Origin of the sequence: Microcoleus sp. A003_D6 (assembly GCF_036702825.1) — a bacterium.
GTDB lineage: Bacteria > Cyanobacteriota > Cyanobacteriia > Cyanobacteriales > Microcoleaceae > Microcoleus.
In genome coordinates this window covers 1-17,631 of record NZ_JAUBWA010000132.1, presented here as the reverse complement: position 1 = coordinate 17,631, position 17,631 = coordinate 1, and the positions used below count along the sequence as shown (strand labels likewise).

The window sequence follows — 17,631 nt, the reverse complement described above, 5'->3', positions numbered from 1 at the left end:
GCCCTTTTTGGACGGGCGGGACGCCCATCCCACAATAACAATTAAAATTGTAAGTTATTTAATTCGCGATCCTTAGCAATCCTAAATCATTTGTGAATTTCTGACTTTCTCCCCGCCGGTTCGGGAAGGGTTGGAGTCGGGTAAAAAATTTACGACTCCTGCAAGGATTGCTATATATGAAATAATTATTTTTTTTGATTCCTACCTTTTTGAGGGCGCTTGCTTATTTCGATCGAGCATTAGGCTTCTCGGCAGAGGAAGGAACAACTTTAACCCGATCGCCATCCTTAAGATAACCAGCCCCAGTAACAACCACGCGATCGCCGACTTTCAAACCCTGTTTAACCTCTACCTTAGCATCGGTCAAATCGCCAACAGCGCCCCCAGAAATTTCCCCAACTTGCACAGGTTGAGCCTGCACCTTGTCCTCGCCGACAAGTTTGTAAACAATAGAACTGCCGTCAGATTGTGGCAAAAGAGCTTTAGCGGGGACTTTCAAACCTTGAGCCGTTGCCGTCGAAATCGATGCGCGCAAAAACATTCCCGATCGCAAAAACTCGCTTGCCGGCAAATCAATTTTCACCGTAGCTTGCCGATTTTGCGGGTCAACAAGCGGCGAAATATCTCGCACAGTTCCTGACAACTTAATCCGCTTGTCAGAATCCGAAGTAATTTGCACTGCTGTTCCCGGCTGCACTTGCGCCACCTGAGTTTCCGGTACTTTCAATTGCAGTTCCAGCTTGTTGCCGCGAATAATCGAAAAGAGTTTTTGACTTCCCGAAGAAACATCCCCAACTCGACCAATTCTTTCAGCCACAGTGCCGCTATCCGGCGCTCGCACTATAGTTTGTTCTAGTTGAGTTTGTAACTGTTTGACTTGTGCATCATTGCTGCGGACACTTGCTGCGTTATTTCCGACATTTGCTCTCGCACTGCTGACACTCGCTCCGGCCGTATTCACTTTAGCACGAGCGCTGGCGAGGGCTGCTCTAGCCGTACTGATATTAGCGACCGCAGTAGCTACTTGAGCAATAGCCGATCGCACTTCTTCCGCTGCTTTATTCTGTTCTTCCAAAGCTGTATTCAAGTCAGCTTTAGCTTTGTTCAATTCTTGAACCGCAGTCTGTCGCTCTGTCTTGCGTCTTTCTAAATCTTGCCGACTAATTACTCCCTGAGTCGCCAAATTTTGACTGCGATTTACTTCTCTTTGAGCTTGATCTAATTGAGCCTGGGCGGAGGCAATGCCGGCTCTAGCTTGAGTGACACCAGCTTTAGCTTGCTCCACACCGGCTCTTGCCTGCCCGACGCCTGTTTGGGCTTGCGCTGCGTCAGCGATGGCTTTTTCAACGCCAGCTTGGGCTTGAGCGACGCCGGCTTGGGCTTCTTGTTGGGTAGACTGGGCTTGCTGCACCTGAGCTTCGGCTTGTTCTACCGTAGAATTAGCCGATTGTACTCCAGCAAGCGCTTCGGCAATTTGCGATCGCAGCACCGAATCGTCCAAAACCGCCATCGTCTGACCTTTTTCTACCGCATCCCCTTCATTCACCAAAACCTGCTTGATTTGCAAACCGTTGGCTTGTGGCAGTACCGGCAGCAAGTCATAGGCTGCCACCGTGCCCGTCGCTTCCAAAGTTTCACCCACCTGGGCCGATTCCACAGGCGCCACTGTCACCGTCGCAGCCATTGCCTGCTGGTTTACCGATGGAATTGGAGCTGCCGGAGGTGAACTCTGCTTGCCCCCACTCAAGTTTACTGCTAGCAGCGTTGCAGCCACGCCAACCCCTGCGCCCGCCAACAAGGCAGGCCACCTGATTTCTTTGCGGGGCCCAACTTCAGTTGCTTCTGATTCCCAAACCTGTTCCTCCTCGATTTCTGGAAGTTCCAGCGCAACTTCTCGTTCATCTTCCTCAGCGGAGAATTGCCAGCGAGAGTTGTCTGAGACTTCACTTTGAGCTACATCCACTGCTGAATTCCTGTCGCGTCCGCTCTCCACGGGGGGAAGGGGTTGCTTTTCTTCGGCTTCTGAAAAAACTTGATTAGTCACGGTAGTTCCTCTCGCCAGTATGAGCCTTTCCTTTTTTTATATTGTAAAGAAAGATTACGATATTATTTAGTTCATTGTAGCGGAGGGCACGAGCAGTCGCGCCTCCCCCTTTTGGGTGAGTGTTGCGCCGTTTCACCTGAGAAGGGCGATTTCGATAGACAGTTTGTTCGATCGACATTTAATTCGATCTGCCTCCGGGGCATACGGAATATTAGCTCGTCGGGGCGATCGTCGGGGCGATCGAACTGGCATTGTCAGTCCCGGAGCGGTTTTGCCGTCACCAAGTCATCAATGGTGAGAGAATTCAGTCTAATCTTGAACTGATTATTGCTAATCTATACTCTAATATGTGTGTTGTAGAATACGGCACAGCGACTAAAAAATTTGTGCCTGTTTAGTTGACAAAAATCACAATGAATAGTGTCTTTTCTCCCGTCCAACAGTTTCTAATTACTTGGTTGCTAGTGCTAGTGACGGGATGGTTTACCCTGACTGCTATCAGTTATGTGGGGGAATTGGTCAGCATTTTAGTAACGGCGGGACTCATTGCATTTTTATTAAATTATGCAGTAGCAAGACTGCAAGTATTTTTGCCGCGGGGAGTAGCTGCGGGGCTGGTTTATTTGACTGCGGGTGTGGTAGTAGTAGTAATCGGTCTAACTATTGTACCGCCGGTGTTCAGCCAAGCGAGGCAGTTGGGGGTGAGGTTCCCGGACTTGCTGGAGTCGGGGCGAATGCAGCTAGGTGAATTTCAAACTTGGAGCGCCGATCGCAATTTGCCGTTTGACGTGCAAATATTGGAGCAGCAGTTATCAGCGAAAGTACAGGAACAAGTGCAGGCGATCGCGGGTACGAGTCTAGGCTTAGTTGTCGGTACTGTTAACTGGTTTTTGGACTTGATTTTTATTGTGGTGATTTCCTTTTATATGCTCCTAGACGGGCAAAGAGTTTGGCAGGGTTTAACCAGTATTTTTTCCCCAGACATTCGCTATGTTTTAACAGAGACTTTGCAGCGAAACCTCCAGCGATTTGTATCGGGACAGTTATTGCTGGGACTATTGATGGCTATCTCGTTGACACTGGCTTTTTGGTGGCTGCAAGTTCCGTTTTTTCTGTTGTTTGCCGTGTTTATAGGATTGACGGAAATAATTCCGTTTATCGGAGCAACTTTGGGGATTGGCACTGTTAGTATAATTGTAGCGTTTATTGATTGGTGGCTGGCGCTGCAAGTCTTGGTAGTGGCGATCGCCCTCCAGCAAATCAAGGATAATGTAGTAGCTCCCCGAATCATGGGCAATCTCACCGGATTGAGCCCGGTAATTATTTTCACAGCTTTACTGTTAGGAGGTAGAGTGGGAGGGTTGTTGGGAGTTATCCTGGCAATTCCGCTCACTGGGGTTGTAAAAAGTATAGTTGAAATTGTACTCAATCCCAAATTGCCGCCGCAAACAGGTTCGTTTTTCTACAATCCCTTTAGCGGCGAGGAATTGGGGAAAATAGCAGACAATGAAAGTAGAATAATTTTGGTTGCCGACGAACAAAAATAGTTTAATGTTTGTAAGCTGTTGTGCATTTAAATTGAATGTCAAAAAACCATTCGCCGTCTTGTGGGGAGTAGGGGTTGGGCGTCCCGCCCGCCCTCAATATGTAATTTAAATGCGTGACAGCTTAGTAAGGACTTCAGTCATGAAAAAGTTTATTATTAAAGGATTCAGTCTTTGCTGCTGAACCCATTAAGAAAGGACTTTAGTTCTTACTGCGAACCCACTTAAAATCTCAAACCTAAAAACTTATGAAATGGTGGCAAAATCTTAAAAAAAATCCTCTAGCTCGGTTGGGAGCCGTGCTGCTGTTAATTTTTTATACAGTAGCACTTTTCGCCGAATTTGTCGCGCCTTACGACCCCTATGACTCTCAATTAAACGGTTCCTTGCTGCCGCCGACTCAGATTTATTTAGCCACCCCAGACGGGCGATTTATCGGCCCCCACGTTTATCCGACTACTCAGGGTTCTGTGGATGCGAATACGGGCGATCGCGAGGTAATTGTAGACTGGCAAAAACCCTCTGCTTTAGGTTTGTTTGTCAAAGCTTCTCCCTATAAATTTTTAGGAATTTTGCCTTTTGACAGGCACCTTTTTGGCACTACAGGAGAAGGCCAAATTAATCTTTTAGGCACGGATGAACAAGCTCGCGATCAATTCAGTCGCTTAGTACACGGCAGCAGAATTAGCCTCAGCATCGGTTTAGTAGGAATAGCAATTTCTTTTCCCTTGGGATTGTTGATCGGAGGCATATCTGGTTATTTCGGCAGTTGGGTTGACAGTATTTTAATGCGCTTCGCCGAAGTATTGATGACGATTCCCGGTCTTTATTTATTAGTAGCGCTAGCAGCAGTGCTGCCTCCGGGATTGACAAGCGTTCAGCGATTTATATTGATTGTGCTGATTACTTCATTTATCAGTTGGGCGAGTTTAGCGCGGGTGATTCGCGGTCAGGTACTGTCAATTAAACAGCTAGAATTCGTGCAGGCGGCGCGGGCTATGGGTGCCAATCCAATTTATATTATTGTCCGCCACGTGTTGCCGCAAACAGCAACTTACGTAATTATTTCTGCTACTTTGTCGGTTCCGGGTTTTATTGTGGCGGAGTCGGTTTTGAGTTTAATTGGGTTGGGAATTCAACAGCCCGATCCTTCTTGGGGAAATTTGCTATCCCTGTCTACTAATGCTTCAATTTTAGTGTTGCAGCCTTGGTTGGTTTGGCCTCCGGCAATACTGATTATTTTAACCGTTTTGGCGTTTAATTTATTGGGGGATGGGTTGCGGGATGCTCTAGACCCGAGAAGCATTCAAAGGAATTAAACAATACTCTCAAAATATGTGCCGTAAAAACTTGGTTGTCATGAGTCAAGCTCTCACGTCGTCGTGAGAGCCGAAAAAGCCAGATTCTTCACTTCTTTGGGAATGACAAATCTTCAACCAGACAGGATATGAGAGAAAAATCCCGGATTTCGTACTTAAAAACAGAGACTCACGCACCGCCAAACAAAAGAAGAACTAAATTGGATTTGGGTAACTTAAGCTCATCACAAAAAGCGAATTACTGACTGCAATTAGTTCACACTATCTGGATCTATCCCCAACTCCCGCAATCGTTGAGCTAATTGTTGGGCGCGCTGCGCTGATTCTTGGGCGCGCTGCTCTAATTGTTGGGCGCGCTGCGCTGATTCTTTCACCTGTTCTTCAGGTGTCAGATAGCGTTTTCCATCGGCGTCATACCAATACAACCATTCCCTTGTCACCCCAGAATAATTTCCCCTTTCACAACCAATCCCCAAACCTATTTCTGGCATCCAAACTGGATTTCCTGACTGTAACTCGTACTTCCCATTGACTAACTTGTGTACTTCCAAATGAGGTTTACGACGGCGGCGGGAAGAATAAATGACGTAATAAAGTACGCCTAAAGCTTGATAAGTCTCTAATTTTGTGCTGTATTCCTTGCGATAAGTTGGGGAAACAACTTCTAGCACGAAAAGCGGCATGACATTTTCATCCCACACCACGTAACTGGGACGCAATTCTTCGTCGTAAAACCGTTCTACTCCTAAACTTAAGAAAGCATCTGGGACAATGGGCGGTTCGTCAGGGTGATGGTAAATACCCATATCTATCCCAAAAAACCAGTCCATGCGTTCTGCCCAAAGTATGAGCAATATTGCTTTTAACAACCCCGGTATTAGTTCTTGCAGTTCATTATCCACAGGCGTTTCATCCGAGTCTAGCAGTTCATCGGCTGAGGGCAAGTTCCTCGGCAAGTTGTACTGTAACATTGCGGCTTTCCTCAAAACTAATTTTTATTATAATAGGACTTATTCATTATACCGAGGTGTAGGAGTTGTTAAGCGGGGGATTGCCCCTAAAAAAACACCATATACGGACACTTTGCGTCCACCACTGTTATAAGATACAGCTTGAACAAGCTGGGTTTACTTTTATGCTTTCTGCTAATTATTTAGAGGTAAGCCGATCGTAAAAGTAGAACCAACACCCTCCTGACTTTTTACGGAAATATTGCCGCCCATCATTAGGCAAAAACGCTGGCTGATGGCTAGTCCCAAACCGGTGCCGCCGTACTTGCGGGTGGTGGAAGCGTCTGCTTGGGTAAAGGGTTGGAAAATGTGCTGCAACTGGTCGGGAGTCATCCCAATTCCTGTATCTGTACAATTAACAACTAAAAATTCTTTACTAGCAATTGAAGATTGAGAATTCACCGCAGGTTCTGAACTGTTTTCTTGTCTAGATTCGCTGCTGTCGCCCGCGATTTTTTCTCGGCTGGCTGTGAGGGTAATTGTACCGTTTTGAGTGAATTTGGCAGCATTGCTCAGCAAATTTAATAAAATCTGCTGCACTTTGGTAATGTCACCGTGCATCGTGCCGATATTCGTAATTTGGTGCAAGTTGAGAGTGTTGCCGTTCTTCTGAATTAGCGGTGCGGCGGTGGAGGCGACTTCTTCAATCAAGGCGGCGATGTCGAAGGTTTCTAAGTAAAGATCCATGCGGCCGGCTTCGATTTTAGAAATGTCGAGAATGTCGTTAATTAGCGATAGCAAGTGTCTGCCGGAAGTGCGAATTTTGTCTAAATCAGGGGTGAGTTCATCGTAGCCCAATTCTTCGGTTTCTTCTTGGAGCATTTCGCTGTAGCCGATGATGGCATTCAGAGGTGTTCGCAGTTCGTGGCTCATGTTTGCCAAAAATGCGCTTTTTGCGGTGGAAGCGGCTTCGGCTGCTTCTAGGGCGAGTTGCAAGGCGGATTCAAAGACTTTGCGATCGCTAATATCCTCGACGCTGCCTTCATAGTAGAGTACCTTGCCGTCGGCGCCGCACACTGCACGGGCGCTTTCGGAAATCCAAATTACGCTGCCGTCAACGCGGTAAACTTCTGACTCAAACCCCGAAACTTCTCCGAATTCTTCCATCACCCGCATGAACTTGTCGCCCTGCTGAGGATTGACGTAAGCTTGCTGCTTGATGTTTGTGAGATTGGATGTTAATTCTTCGGGAGTGGCGTAGCCGTAGATGCGGGCTAAAGCTGGATTTACGCTCAAGAAGTGGCCTTCGGGGGTTCTTTGAAAAATGCCTTCGACGGCATTTTCAAAGATGCTGCGATATTTTTGTTCTGCTTGACGCAAAGCGATTTGTGTACGATCGCGCTCGCTGGCTTCGATCGCCAATGATACTAAATCTGCGAGGGAAGCAGCAAAATTTTGTTCTTCTACTGTCCAGTTGCGAGTAGTTCCCACTTGTTCGATGCAGATGACTCCGACGGTTTGTCCTCCCAGTCGCACCGGCGCATCTAAGGTGGATCTGATGCCGATGAGTGCAAAGTAAGATTCCACAACTTCTCTGGTTCTAATATCTGAGAGAGCGTCGTCCGCTGCGATCGTCCGGTATTCTTCCAAAGCTTTAAAATAAGTTGGATAGTCTGCTGCTGCGATCTCGGCGCCTACTTCATGCTGTTCGCTGCTGCGGTGAAATTGGTCGAGACATTGCAGTTTCGATCGGCTTTCGTCGTACAACCACGCTCCGGCTTCTTCTGCATCTAGGGTATGAGCGGCCGCTTCGGTGATTTGCCTCAAAGCTACTTGCAAATCACCTCGATACAGCGCTTTATTTCTTGCCAATTCTACCAAAACCGTATTTTGTTTGAGCAATTGTTTTTGCCTTTGGCGTCGCGCCGATTCTGCTCGCTTCTGTTCGGTAATATCGCGGGCTACCAAAATGACGGATTCTTCTGAAAGCGGTGAAATGCTGGCTGCAAAACAAACTTCGCGGTTGTCAATCGTTAAATCGTACTCGATGCTGACAGTTTGCTGAGTATCTAAAGCTGCTCGGATGTGGTGGAGAAAATTATCTGATGTAGCTTGCGGAAACACCTCCCCGACGGTTTTACCAACTAATTCTTCGATTGGTTTGTAGAGCAGAGAAAGATTTGTGGGCGCGATTTTTAAATAGCGGCCGTCGGCATCCATAACTATAATTAATTCGTTCATGGCTGCAAACAAAGCCCGCAATTCTGCTTCTGCGGCTTCGAGTTCGGCAGTCCGCTCTGCTACTCGCTGTTCTAAACTAGAGTTGGTTTGTTCTAGGGCAACAAAAGACGATCGCAATTGTCGGGCCATTTGATTGAAAGACTGAGCTAGAAGGCCGAGTTCTGTGACGACTTGAACTTCGACTTCGCCGTTTAATTCGGAGGAGGTGAAGTCGGATGATTCGGACATTTTTGTTAAAGCTTTGGAAGCTTCTAGCAATCGGGTAATCGGTTTGACAACCCAGCGAGAGGTAAATATTCCGAGTGCGATCGCCAGTAGGAAGGCAAAAAAGCACAATAAGATAGTTGTGCGAGTGTTGGCGTTAATTTGCCCCATGAAGTCTGCTTCTGGGATTGCGACTACAATCAGCCAATCGAGGCCGCGGCCGTCTCGCAGGGGAGCAACTGTAATGAATTGACGTTTGCCGTCTAGATCGAAGGTAAACTGTCCTTTGCTGTCAATTTGTTCAAAACTGCCAAATCGTTTTTGCAAGTATGTCGAGGCCGATCGAATTAGCAAATTTTTGCTCCTAGTCGCCAACAGCCGTTTTTGTCCGTCTTTGTCGGTGACAAAGGGCAATTCGTCTGTGGAACTGGCGACTACTTCCCCGCTGCGTTCGATCGCAAAAACTTGTCCCGACGGGCTAATTTTGATGCTTTTGAGAAAATCGCTGATTTGAGAAAGAGTCAGGTCAATTGCCAGTACCCCCCGCAGGCTGCCCGTTTGAGTGTAGATGGGCATCACCGGTGTAATCCCCAGAACTGGCGAGGCCGTGAAGACGTAGATGGGAGACCAAGTGGCTTTTCCTGACTGTTTGGCAGCTTTGTACCACGGTCTAGTACGGGGCTCGTAGGGGACGGTTTGAATTAGCTCAGTGCGATTTCCTTGGCTGTTCAGGCGATAAATTTCGCGGTTTGGAGCTGTTGATTCGTCTCTGATGTATACTAAGTCTTCTGATTCTCTCTTGAGCAAGAGAAATTTGCCCTGTTCGTCGCCGTAGTAGATGGTTGTAGTTCGATCGCTCAGCTTGGTCTGGTTCCACAAATAGCGCTCTAAGTTAGGGAAGTCTTCAGGGTCTAAATTTCCCGAGGCGATCGCAGCAGCATTCATTTGCAGGAACAAATGAGACACATCGCCAAAACTTTGAAAATGTTCTTTAGTCCTGGCTGCGACTTCCAAGCTTAACCTGTTAGCAAGGTCATTGACGGCTTTCTGGCCGTTGCGAAACGACAGCCATCCAGTCACGCCGACTGCTACGGAGATTTGCACCACCAGCGGTATCAACAAAACTAGGCTCAGTGACATCTTGGGCGAGCTTTTCATCAGGCGAGAACTCAGGCTTTTCAATAACACCAATATTTTGACAGATGTTTTACAATACCGGCTTTCCGTATGCTTGCTGCGAAAGTAGATTCCCTAAACCTAAGCTACCACTAATCTCGGCGCTTTCTCGGCGGCATAAAAAAAAACTAGCAACTTGGTTGCTCAAAAAAATACCACCGCTATTCTCTTGTCAGTTGAGTTGGGGGTGGTGAGGGGGACAAATGTAAGTAATTTAACAATCTTCAGAAAGTAGGTTGGGTTTCGTACCTCAACCCAACCTACTGTGAAAATACCGGTGGTTGTTTGAGGATTGCGATCGCGATAAATGTAAACAATTTAACAATCTTCCCTTTTAAAATTTGCTATTAATAAAATAAGCGGGCAAAATCCAGAGCAAACTATCGGGAAAAATTTAAGCGTAGGCGATTTTGCGCCAACGGCCAATTAGAGTGTTTTCAGCTTTTTGGACGATCGATATTTTGGCAAAATAATACTTTTGGAGGATGACATGAGCTATACATTTGAAATCCTGGGCGTATCTCCAACTTTAACATTTTTTAACCAGCAGCAGGAATTGCTGCAACAACAGCAGCCGTCAGGTGTAGAATACTTGGGAAACAGGAAGTGCACTCTCGATGCGTTTGTGGCATCTGTGGAGACAGTTTCTCCTAACCGCGGCTGGGATGTCGATCGAGTCGTAAACACCGTGATTAGTTTCTGGATGAACAACTCCGATAGCATTCAGTATTGGAAGCACAGGCTGGAGGATGCCGGCAGCGAAAACTTGTTAGTAGCCAGAGTAGGCGATATCAAGTCTTTGCAAGCCGCATTTGAATCGCTGCTAGGCGAATAAGATTGGGGAATTGGTAATTGGCGATCGACTTTTTCGCAAAAATCAACTCAACTGTCTATTCGCAATTCTCAATTCCCCTGATTCGCGACACGGAAGTCGCATATACAATAAGCTGTTTCTTCCACCTTCTACCTTCGATCTGCCTGATGCTTTCTACCAATTTAATGTGAAGTTGCACATATCTCGATCCCCCTAAATCCCCTTCATAAGGGGGACTTCGATCGGAATCTTGTCCCCCCCCTTATTAAGGGGGGCTAGGGGGGATCGGATTCTACGGGGCCTCATAAAAAATTGGTATTCAACATCTGCCCAATGACTAATGACTTCGCAATTCCCAATTCCCAAATCCTATGTCTCGTTCCAAAGCCCTGCAATCTTATATTTTTGTCCGCTTGCTCCTGGCACCGCTAATGTTGTGGACAATCACCACAGCAGTATTTTTGCTGCTGCGGGCCACTCCGGGCGACCCCATAGATGCCATTCTGGGCTCCCGAGCTCCCGCAGCCGCCAAAGAAGCAATGCGAACCCAACTCGGCCTCGACGCACCCTTGTGGGAGCAATATCTCAAATACATGAAAGACTTATTCAGTCTGGACTTGGGAACCTCCATCACCACTCGCGGACAAACCGTGTGGCAAATTATCGGAGATTATTTCCCCGCTACAGTGGAATTAGCAGTTTGTAGCATGGCCATAGCTTTAATTGTCGGCATCAGTATCGGCTCCCTGGCAGCATCCCGCCCCAACACTATTTTCGATGCTGTAGGCCGTTTGTTTGGCATTATCACTTACTCGCTGCCCGCTTTTTGGGCCGGCATGGTTTTACAATTAATTTTCGCGGTGCAGTTGGGATGGTTTCCTTTGGGAACTCGCTTTCCCGTGACATTCCCCGCCCCCGAAGGCTACACGGGACTCTACACTATTGACAGTCTCCTCAGCGCTAACCCCGGTCAGTTTCTCACATCTTTGCATTATTTGGCACTTCCGAGTTTGACGTTGGGGATTCTTTTGAGCGGCATTTTCGAGCGCATTGTCAGGGTGAATCTCAAGCAAACTTTGCAAGCAGATTATGTCGAAGCAGCTAGAGCTCGCGGAATTCCTGAATTGCAGATTTTATGGGCTCACGCTCTGAAAAATGCGCTAATTCCGGTGATTACTGTCTTAGGATTGACTTTTGCTGCACTGTTGGGCGGTGCTATTTTAACAGAGGTTACTTTTTCTTGGCCGGGGCTGGCAAATCGCCTTTACGAAGCGATTAGCTTGCGAGATTATCCAACTGTTCAAGGTATTGTGGTGTTTTTTGCTGGAATAGTTGTAATTGCCAGTATTGTAATTGATATTTTGAACGCTTACGTTGACCCGCGAATTCGGTATTAAAAATATCAAGGAAGAAGGGCAACGGATGCGCGACTTTGGGACTCTCGGCTTTTTCTACCTGTACTTTCTGTCAGCGCGAGATGTTTTAGCCAGCGGTGGCTCTGTAGAAGCAGTTCTCAAAAAGATCGATCGGCTTTTAGAGTGACGACACTTGGCAATTTATGGGCAATACTGGAGAAAATAAAATTCAACATTTGAGGAAACGCTGATGAGATTATTGCGGACAATCGCCGCTCTATCGGCTGCCTTGACCCCACTCATGGCTGAAGCTGCCTTTAGCCGTCCCATGCCAGAAACAGCCGATTTTCCCAGAGCCTCCAACCCCCGAGTAAACGTGCCGGTTTGCTTCATCGAAACCCCAAGCGGCACAACTTTTGATTTAGTCAGCTTGTGCGGCACCAACGTCGCTCCCCAAAACACTGCTCCGGCTGCCAGCAACCCCGCCAACGCTCCTGCGAATAACCCCAATGCGGGCAATCCGGCTGCTGCCCCGAACCCTAACGCCATCACCATAGATGGTGCCGGCACGCCGATAACTACTCCAACAGGCACGGCAAATCCCAACAATCAGAATAATCTCAATCCGGGAACTTCGCCCAATACCAATCCGAATAATCTCAATCCGGGAACTTCGCCCAATACCAATCCCAATAATCTCAATCCGGGAAGTGCGCCCTATACCACTCCCAATAATGCCAATCCGGGAACTTCGCCCAATACCAATCAGAATAATCTCAATCCGGGAAGTTCGCCGAGTACCGGCCCCAATAACAGTGCGTCTCCCACGGGTGGAACTGCTGGTGACAGCAACAGCGATTTAGTTCCCAATCCCAATCTCAATCTTCCGAGAGTGCCGCCGAGCTCCTTTGGCCCGGGAGGTGTTGCACCGACTAGAGATGCGATTGATGGCCCCCGCCAGTAATAGGCGAAGTGTCAGAACTTTTACAGCAACCGGGTTTCTCTCAAACCATCTCTTTTTCAGGGATAGTTCACCCGCGAGAAAGCCGGAATATTTATTTGCCTGCGTAATATTGATGTCAGGTGCGATCGGCATATTTTGTAGCAGAGTAGCCAAATAAAAGTTAAGCTAAGAACTTGTAGACGCTATCGGCTAAGCGCTCTTTCACAACTGGACAACCAGGTAGAATCAGTGAGAGATAGCCAGCTTTAATCCGTAATACCAATTTTTTATGAGGCCCCGTAGAATCAGATCCCCCCTAGCCCCCCTTAATAAGGGGGGGACAAGATTCCGCTCAAAGTCCCCCTTCTTAAGGGGGATTTAGGGGGATCGAAATATGTCCAACTTCACATTAAATTGGTATAACAGGATTAGTTATCAGCAAAGGTTAAAGTTATTACCAGGCGGGTGCTCGCCAGCTCCAAGTTCTAAAGCTAAGCCATTAAACAGGCATATTTTGGTTGAGCCAGTGTGGTTCGGAAAGTACCGACTCACATTAGGGAAACAAAATTAACGCGATTACTCGGAGGCTCTTCATGAGCAAAATATGTGTTTTAAATTGCAACAAAATTCCTCTAAACCCGATCGCACTTGAGGAGGACATCTAGTGTCAAACTTAGTTCAACGCTTAGAAATAACCGCTCATCCGCAACTGGAAAAATCCCTCGGCTATCGAGGAGATAGTCGCTGGGTAGCTTGGCGCTGGGAACCCGACATCGACCAACTTATTTCCAGCGACGGCAAAACAGTCGGCACTGGCAATAATATGGCTTGGCTGGTGTTTTTACAGCACGATTTAGTCGATCCTGCCCTGCAAGAATACAACCTCGGCGAGGGCGATCGCTACTGGCTGCTTTTGGACAGCGAAACTAGAAATCTCTACGTCGGCGAAGGGAAAGCAGTTCAAAGCCTGCTCGAACAGCCGGAAAGTTTAGGTTTATTGGCCTGTCTAGATGGCGGGAATGCCGATCGACAAACTGGTGAAACTTGGCAGCAAACCCTATCTCAATTAACGGCAAAACCAGCTTTTCGCCACCTGACAAATGCCCTTCCTTTCGGAATCGCCGCCGCTTTGATAGGTGCTTTGGGAGTCGGAACCGGAGTCTGGGTAGTACCGGCGGTGCAGCAGAAACTAGCTGAAAAAACCACTTTTATTTCCCCAATTAGTTCTGCCGCTAACTGCGGGTTTGGCGGTTCCGATGATTTTTCAGCTTATATCGGTTCCTCAAGCGGAAACAAAGAACTTCACGTAATAGGCGTTTACGAAGCCAATGCGGATCATAAGAACCGAGATTTATCAAAAAGTGCGATCGAAGTCAAAGTAGAACGCCGAAACAAGCCAATAATTCTCGCACTTTCAGCTTATGAACCCGTGCAATGGAACATTACCGCAGAACCGGGCGCAGTTATCGAAAAAATCATCGTTAACGGATACCAAAACCAAACTGTTTCAGGAGTTTCGGGAATTCCAATTGAAGAGCACAGCTACGAAGAAACCGGAGACTATCTCGGCGACTTTATCTACAAGTGGGATGCTACCGCTGAAAGTAGCAATAATTCTTCCCTCGTGACTAAATTGGAACAGAGAAACCGAATTAGTTTAACTTCTTTTCAAGGATGCTACAGAGGTACGAACTTTACGATTAAGTAAGAATTTCCGCGTCTAATTCGGCGATTACTCGATCGAGCGTTTTGTTTTGACTCCGATCTTTTTTTGGCTTCGGAGGGCGGGTTGCTAGTTCAGCCTCAAGTTCATCCATTGTGAGGATAGGTAACTCAAATGCCTGTTTAAACGCTTCGATGTCTTGCAGTAAATCTTCAGCCGTTTCGCCTGTAGGCATCGTAGGCTCTTTCTGATAACCGATAAGCGTCTTGTCGCGTTCGTAATACACGATGCGGATACAATAACCGCCTGGATCGTGAAATACGCGGTAAGTCCATAACATAGTCATTCCTCCTGTTGGCCACGAAAAAAAACAGTATTATTGGGTTTTTCACCAATCCGTTCGATCGCAACGACACGGACTTGTTCTTCCACGTTGTAATAGACCTCTTGCAAAAATAATTAGAACGGGCAAGATGCCCGTTCCACAAGAAAAAATAACTCTTGTGGAACGGGCCGGAGAGCCCGTTCCATCAATTGATGAAAGGATTTTTGCAAGAGGTCTAATATACCCGATACACACCAATACGCAATTCCCAATCGGCAATTTTTGTACCGTCATCTCGACAAGGTTTTCGATTCATTGTCATGACGGTTGGCTCGTAGCTCAGGTTGGTTGTGATTCCGTCTACAATGATATTTCGCTCGCGTCTGTCGAACCACTTAAGATCGTCTTCGGCTTCTGATGTCAATTCAATGGTGTACATTTTGAACTGTTATTTGACAAGCTTGTGAAATGACTGTATCATAGGCTATTAACTTTTATTTTTGATTTCCGACAATAACAATGCTAACATATTTCCTATGAAATACTGGTACGAAACGCTCGCAGTAGCCCAGCGAATTTTAATTGAATTGGGGAGGCGGCGACGCAGCTTAGTCTTGTGGAGTATTTTTCCAGTTTCTATCTTGTTAATTAACGGTTTAATTTTAAAAGAACGCGCTAATCTCAGCACAGCAAAAGCCTTTGAAGTTGCTGCACCTGCAAGTTTAGTAGGAGCAGCCTTATTTTTTAGCTGTCTCGGCGGGAGTGTCGCAACGGTAGTAGCAGAGCGAGAACAGCATACTCTCAAACGCTTGTTTATTTCGCCCCTGAGCGGCACTTCCTACTTTTTAGGAATTTTTCTGGCTCACAGTTGCATCGGCATCGGTCAGGTAATTTTAGTATATGCGATCGCCTCTTGTTTAGGAGCGCAATTTCAAGGCTCTATTCTGTTAGGATGTGCGATTATTTTGCTCAGTATTGTATCTTATGTAGGTGTAGGCTTTATTCTCGGCACCCAGTTTGCGAGGCGCACTGAAGATGTCAACTCCCTAGTAGCAGCTTTCGGCGTCCCCTTGTTGATTTTAGGAGGCGCATTTTTGCCGACTTCGCTCTTTCCCAAAAGTTTGCTGGATATCGCCCAGTACAATCCAATTTATCACATGAACGAAGCGCTCATGGGCGTGTGGGCTGACGGCAAAGACTTGGCTGATATTGCAGAACACTTTTGGTATTTATTCATATTTTCTATTGCCATGATTGCAGGTGGATGGCTTTCTTACCGCAGGATGCTGAGAGTAGAAAGAAGACTTTAAAACTAAGCTAATCCGCATTTAAATTGCATAGTCAAATAAATTTTTCCTCTTGTGGGGTGGGCATCTTGCCCGCCCTCAACATACAAATTAAATGCACAACAGCTTATCTCATTATGTCCTAATTATTCATCTCTCTCTTCTCTTCCTCAGCGCCCTCTGCGCTCTCTGCGGTTTAATCCTTCAGAAACAACCGTAAATATATAAAATAATACGGAGAATTAAAGCAGTGCTGCAAATAGAAAAGCTAAATAAGTCTTACGGCGAGCGTTCAGTGCTTCGAGATTTAACACTCCACATTCAAGCTGGAGAAATTTACGGTTTGCTCGGGCCAAACGGGGCGGGCAAAACTACAACTATCAATATTTTATGCAATTTGCTAAATGCCGACAGTGGCAAAGTTTTTATCAATGGCGAACCTGTTTCCGAAGCTACCAAATTGTTAATAGGTGTAGCGCCCCAAGAAAATTTGCTTTACAAAAGCCTTAGCTGCGAAGAAAACCTCAATTTTTTTGCTCAAATTTACGGCTTAGAGCGCAAACAGCGCCACTATCAAGTAAGACACTGTTTGAAAGCAGTAAATTTGACAGATAGAGCTACAAGCCCGGTGGAAACTTTGAGCGGAGGAATGCAGCGACGTTTGAATATTGCGGTGGCTTTGGTTCACCAGCCAAAATTAGTGATTTTGGATGAACCGACAACGGGTTTAGATATTGAGGCTCGCTATGAAATTTGGGAGTTAATTCAGCGCTTGCAATCGGAAGGAATTACAGTTTTGCTGACAACTCACTTGTTGGATGAAGCTGAGCGGCTGTGTCAGAGAATTGGGATTCTGAAGAATGGCAGTATTGTGGCTGAAGGTAGTTTAGAAGAGTTGCAAAAACTGATTCCGGCTCAAGAAATTATCGTGGTAAAAACCGACGAAGAAGCTGAAGTCATCGCCCGCGCTAAACAATACAGTTTCATCCCCCGCCGCTACGGTAGCGATTTAGCTTTTTGGCTGCCGGAACGTTTAGAATTAAAAGAGATTATTTTGCGTTTTGATGGGATTTCTATTGATTCAATCGCTCGGTATCCGGTGCGGCTAGAACATATTTATGTAGAAGTGACTAAACAAACTGTATCATAATCCGCGTTCATCCGCCCGGTGCGCTTCAAAAACCAAAGAAACCGGGTTTATTGCCATTTTTGCCGACTGTAACACAGTATCTCGCAAAAACCCGGTTTCTGACTACCCTAACGAATTTACACTGTCTTAGCCCACTCGATCCAAGTTTCCATCGGGCGGAAACCGACAGATTTGTAAAGCTTTGTCGCCCCCGTCAAACTGTCAGCATCGACGCTGAGTTTAGCTGTGTTTGCACCCGCCGCTTTCAACTTATGCAAACCCGCCAGCAGCATCGCTTTTCCTAAACCCATTTTCCGAAAGTCGCGCCTCGTACCCAACAATTCAATCCACCCGTCTTTTGTGCCGCTGCGGGCATTTTTTTGGGGTTTGATTTGACAGTCGCAAAAAGCTGCAAATTTACGATCGCCCGAAACAGCAATTAAATCTAATTCCGGCTGATAATTCTCGTCTTGCATCCAGTATCGCACGGTTTCGGCAGTTAAATCGTGGTGGTTCCAGTGATCGATAAACGACTGGTTGAACATTTCTACCCAAGGTTGGATGGCTCTCCTGAACTTGTGGTGATAATTTTATCTAATCAGAAAAACAAGCTAATACGCGATTTCTGAAATTATGAA

The 17,631-nt window shown here is 46.6% G+C and carries 15 protein-coding genes; 9 read left to right on the top strand and 6 right to left on the bottom strand.

Annotation, left to right across the window (positions count from 1 at the left end; all coding sequences use genetic code 11):
- Positions 1-223: 223 nt before the first annotated feature.
- A complete protein-coding gene (locus tag QUB70_RS26810) occupies positions 224-2,044 on the bottom strand; it encodes an efflux RND transporter periplasmic adaptor subunit (protein ID WP_332984538.1) in 1,821 nt (606 codons plus the stop codon).
- Positions 2,045-2,159: 115 nt separating this feature from the next.
- Between QUB70_RS26810 and QUB70_RS26805 the strand changes: the two genes are divergently transcribed.
- The 3 genes from QUB70_RS26805 (at position 2,160) to QUB70_RS26795 (ending at position 4,907) form a co-directional block, all read left to right on the top strand.
- A complete protein-coding gene (locus tag QUB70_RS26805; RefSeq protein WP_332984537.1) occupies positions 2,160-2,342 on the top strand; it encodes a hypothetical protein in 183 nt (60 codons plus the stop codon).
- Between the two features lie 115 nt (positions 2,343-2,457).
- On the top strand, positions 2,458-3,591 hold the full coding sequence (locus tag QUB70_RS26800; protein ID WP_332984536.1) for an AI-2E family transporter: 1,134 nt from the start codon (positions 2,458-2,460) through the stop codon (positions 3,589-3,591).
- A 245-nt stretch (positions 3,592-3,836) separates the two neighbouring features.
- Complete coding sequence (locus QUB70_RS26795) at positions 3,837-4,907, top strand: ABC transporter permease (protein WP_332984534.1); 1,071 nt, start codon at positions 3,837-3,839, stop codon at positions 4,905-4,907.
- 251 nt (positions 4,908-5,158) lie between these two features.
- Here the strand turns inward: QUB70_RS26795 and QUB70_RS26790 are convergent, their stop codons facing one another.
- Complete coding sequence (locus tag QUB70_RS26790) at positions 5,159-5,878, bottom strand: Uma2 family endonuclease (protein ID WP_332984533.1); 720 nt, start codon at positions 5,876-5,878, stop codon at positions 5,159-5,161.
- A 174-nt stretch (positions 5,879-6,052) separates the two neighbouring features.
- Positions 6,053-9,442 (bottom strand): PAS domain S-box protein, encoded by a 3,390-nt coding sequence (locus QUB70_RS26785; RefSeq protein ID WP_442927835.1) that lies wholly within the window; start codon positions 9,440-9,442, stop codon positions 6,053-6,055.
- Between the two features lie 526 nt (positions 9,443-9,968).
- Between QUB70_RS26785 and QUB70_RS26780 the strand changes: the two genes are divergently transcribed.
- The 4 genes from QUB70_RS26780 (at position 9,969) to QUB70_RS26765 (ending at position 14,298) form a co-directional block, all read left to right on the top strand.
- Positions 9,969-10,313 (top strand): hypothetical protein, encoded by a 345-nt coding sequence (locus QUB70_RS26780; protein ID WP_332984530.1) that lies wholly within the window; start codon positions 9,969-9,971, stop codon positions 10,311-10,313.
- A gap of 350 nt (positions 10,314-10,663) precedes the next feature.
- On the top strand, positions 10,664-11,689 hold the full coding sequence (locus tag QUB70_RS26775) for an ABC transporter permease (RefSeq protein ID WP_332984529.1): 1,026 nt from the start codon (positions 10,664-10,666) through the stop codon (positions 11,687-11,689).
- 208 nt (positions 11,690-11,897) lie between these two features.
- Positions 11,898-12,611 (top strand): hypothetical protein, encoded by a 714-nt coding sequence (locus QUB70_RS26770; RefSeq protein WP_332984528.1) that lies wholly within the window; start codon positions 11,898-11,900, stop codon positions 12,609-12,611.
- A 643-nt stretch (positions 12,612-13,254) separates the two neighbouring features.
- Entirely contained in the window at positions 13,255-14,298 is a 1,044-nt protein-coding gene (locus tag QUB70_RS26765) for a hypothetical protein (RefSeq protein ID WP_332984527.1), read from the top strand.
- Here QUB70_RS26765 and QUB70_RS26760 read toward each other — a convergent pair.
- Entirely contained in the window at positions 14,291-14,593 is a 303-nt protein-coding gene (locus tag QUB70_RS26760; RefSeq protein ID WP_332984526.1) for a hypothetical protein, read from the bottom strand. The genes QUB70_RS26765 and QUB70_RS26760 overlap by 8 nt on opposite strands.
- Before the next feature lie 220 nt (positions 14,594-14,813).
- Positions 14,814-15,017 carry a type II toxin-antitoxin system RelE family toxin gene (locus QUB70_RS26755; protein WP_332984524.1) on the bottom strand — a complete coding sequence of 68 codons (204 nt, stop codon included), beginning with the start codon at positions 15,015-15,017 and terminating at the stop codon, positions 14,814-14,816.
- Between the two features lie 97 nt (positions 15,018-15,114).
- On the opposite strand from QUB70_RS26755, the gene QUB70_RS26750 reads away from it, so the two are divergent.
- Both QUB70_RS26750 and QUB70_RS26745 read left to right on the top strand, forming a co-directional pair.
- A complete protein-coding gene (locus QUB70_RS26750; protein ID WP_332984523.1) occupies positions 15,115-15,888 on the top strand; it encodes an ABC transporter permease in 774 nt (257 codons plus the stop codon).
- A 226-nt stretch (positions 15,889-16,114) separates the two neighbouring features.
- Entirely contained in the window at positions 16,115-17,014 is a 900-nt protein-coding gene (locus tag QUB70_RS26745; protein ID WP_332984521.1) for an ABC transporter ATP-binding protein, read from the top strand.
- Between the two features lie 116 nt (positions 17,015-17,130).
- On the opposite strand, the gene QUB70_RS26740 is transcribed toward QUB70_RS26745, so the two are convergent.
- Complete coding sequence (locus QUB70_RS26740; protein ID WP_332984520.1) at positions 17,131-17,538, bottom strand: GNAT family N-acetyltransferase; 408 nt, start codon at positions 17,536-17,538, stop codon at positions 17,131-17,133.
- Between the last annotated feature and the right edge of the window lie 93 nt (positions 17,539-17,631).

Excerpts from the sequence above, each read along its gene's own strand:
- QUB70_RS26740 (WP_332984520.1), bottom strand. The coding sequence starts at position 17,538 with ATGTTCAACCAGTCGTTTATCGATCACTGGAACCACCACGATTTAACT.
- QUB70_RS26770 (WP_332984528.1), top strand. The coding sequence starts at position 11,898 with ATGAGATTATTGCGGACAATCGCCGCTCTATCGGCTGCCTTGACCCCA.
- QUB70_RS26750 (WP_332984523.1), top strand. The coding sequence starts at position 15,115 with ATGAAATACTGGTACGAAACGCTCGCAGTAGCCCAGCGAATTTTAATT.
- QUB70_RS26775 (WP_332984529.1), top strand. The coding sequence starts at position 10,664 with ATGTCTCGTTCCAAAGCCCTGCAATCTTATATTTTTGTCCGCTTGCTC.
- QUB70_RS26785 (WP_442927835.1), bottom strand. The coding sequence starts at position 9,442 with ATGTCACTGAGCCTAGTTTTGTTGATACCGCTGGTGGTGCAAATCTCC.
- QUB70_RS26800 (WP_332984536.1), top strand. The coding sequence starts at position 2,458 with ATGAATAGTGTCTTTTCTCCCGTCCAACAGTTTCTAATTACTTGGTTG.
- QUB70_RS26790 (WP_332984533.1), bottom strand. The coding sequence starts at position 5,878 with ATGTTACAGTACAACTTGCCGAGGAACTTGCCCTCAGCCGATGAACTG.
- QUB70_RS26780 (WP_332984530.1), top strand. The coding sequence starts at position 9,969 with ATGAGCTATACATTTGAAATCCTGGGCGTATCTCCAACTTTAACATTT.
- QUB70_RS26760 (WP_332984526.1), bottom strand. The coding sequence starts at position 14,593 with ATGTTATGGACTTACCGCGTATTTCACGATCCAGGCGGTTATTGTATC.
- QUB70_RS26795 (WP_332984534.1), top strand. The coding sequence starts at position 3,837 with ATGAAATGGTGGCAAAATCTTAAAAAAAATCCTCTAGCTCGGTTGGGA.
- QUB70_RS26755 (WP_332984524.1), bottom strand. The coding sequence starts at position 15,017 with ATGTACACCATTGAATTGACATCAGAAGCCGAAGACGATCTTAAGTGG.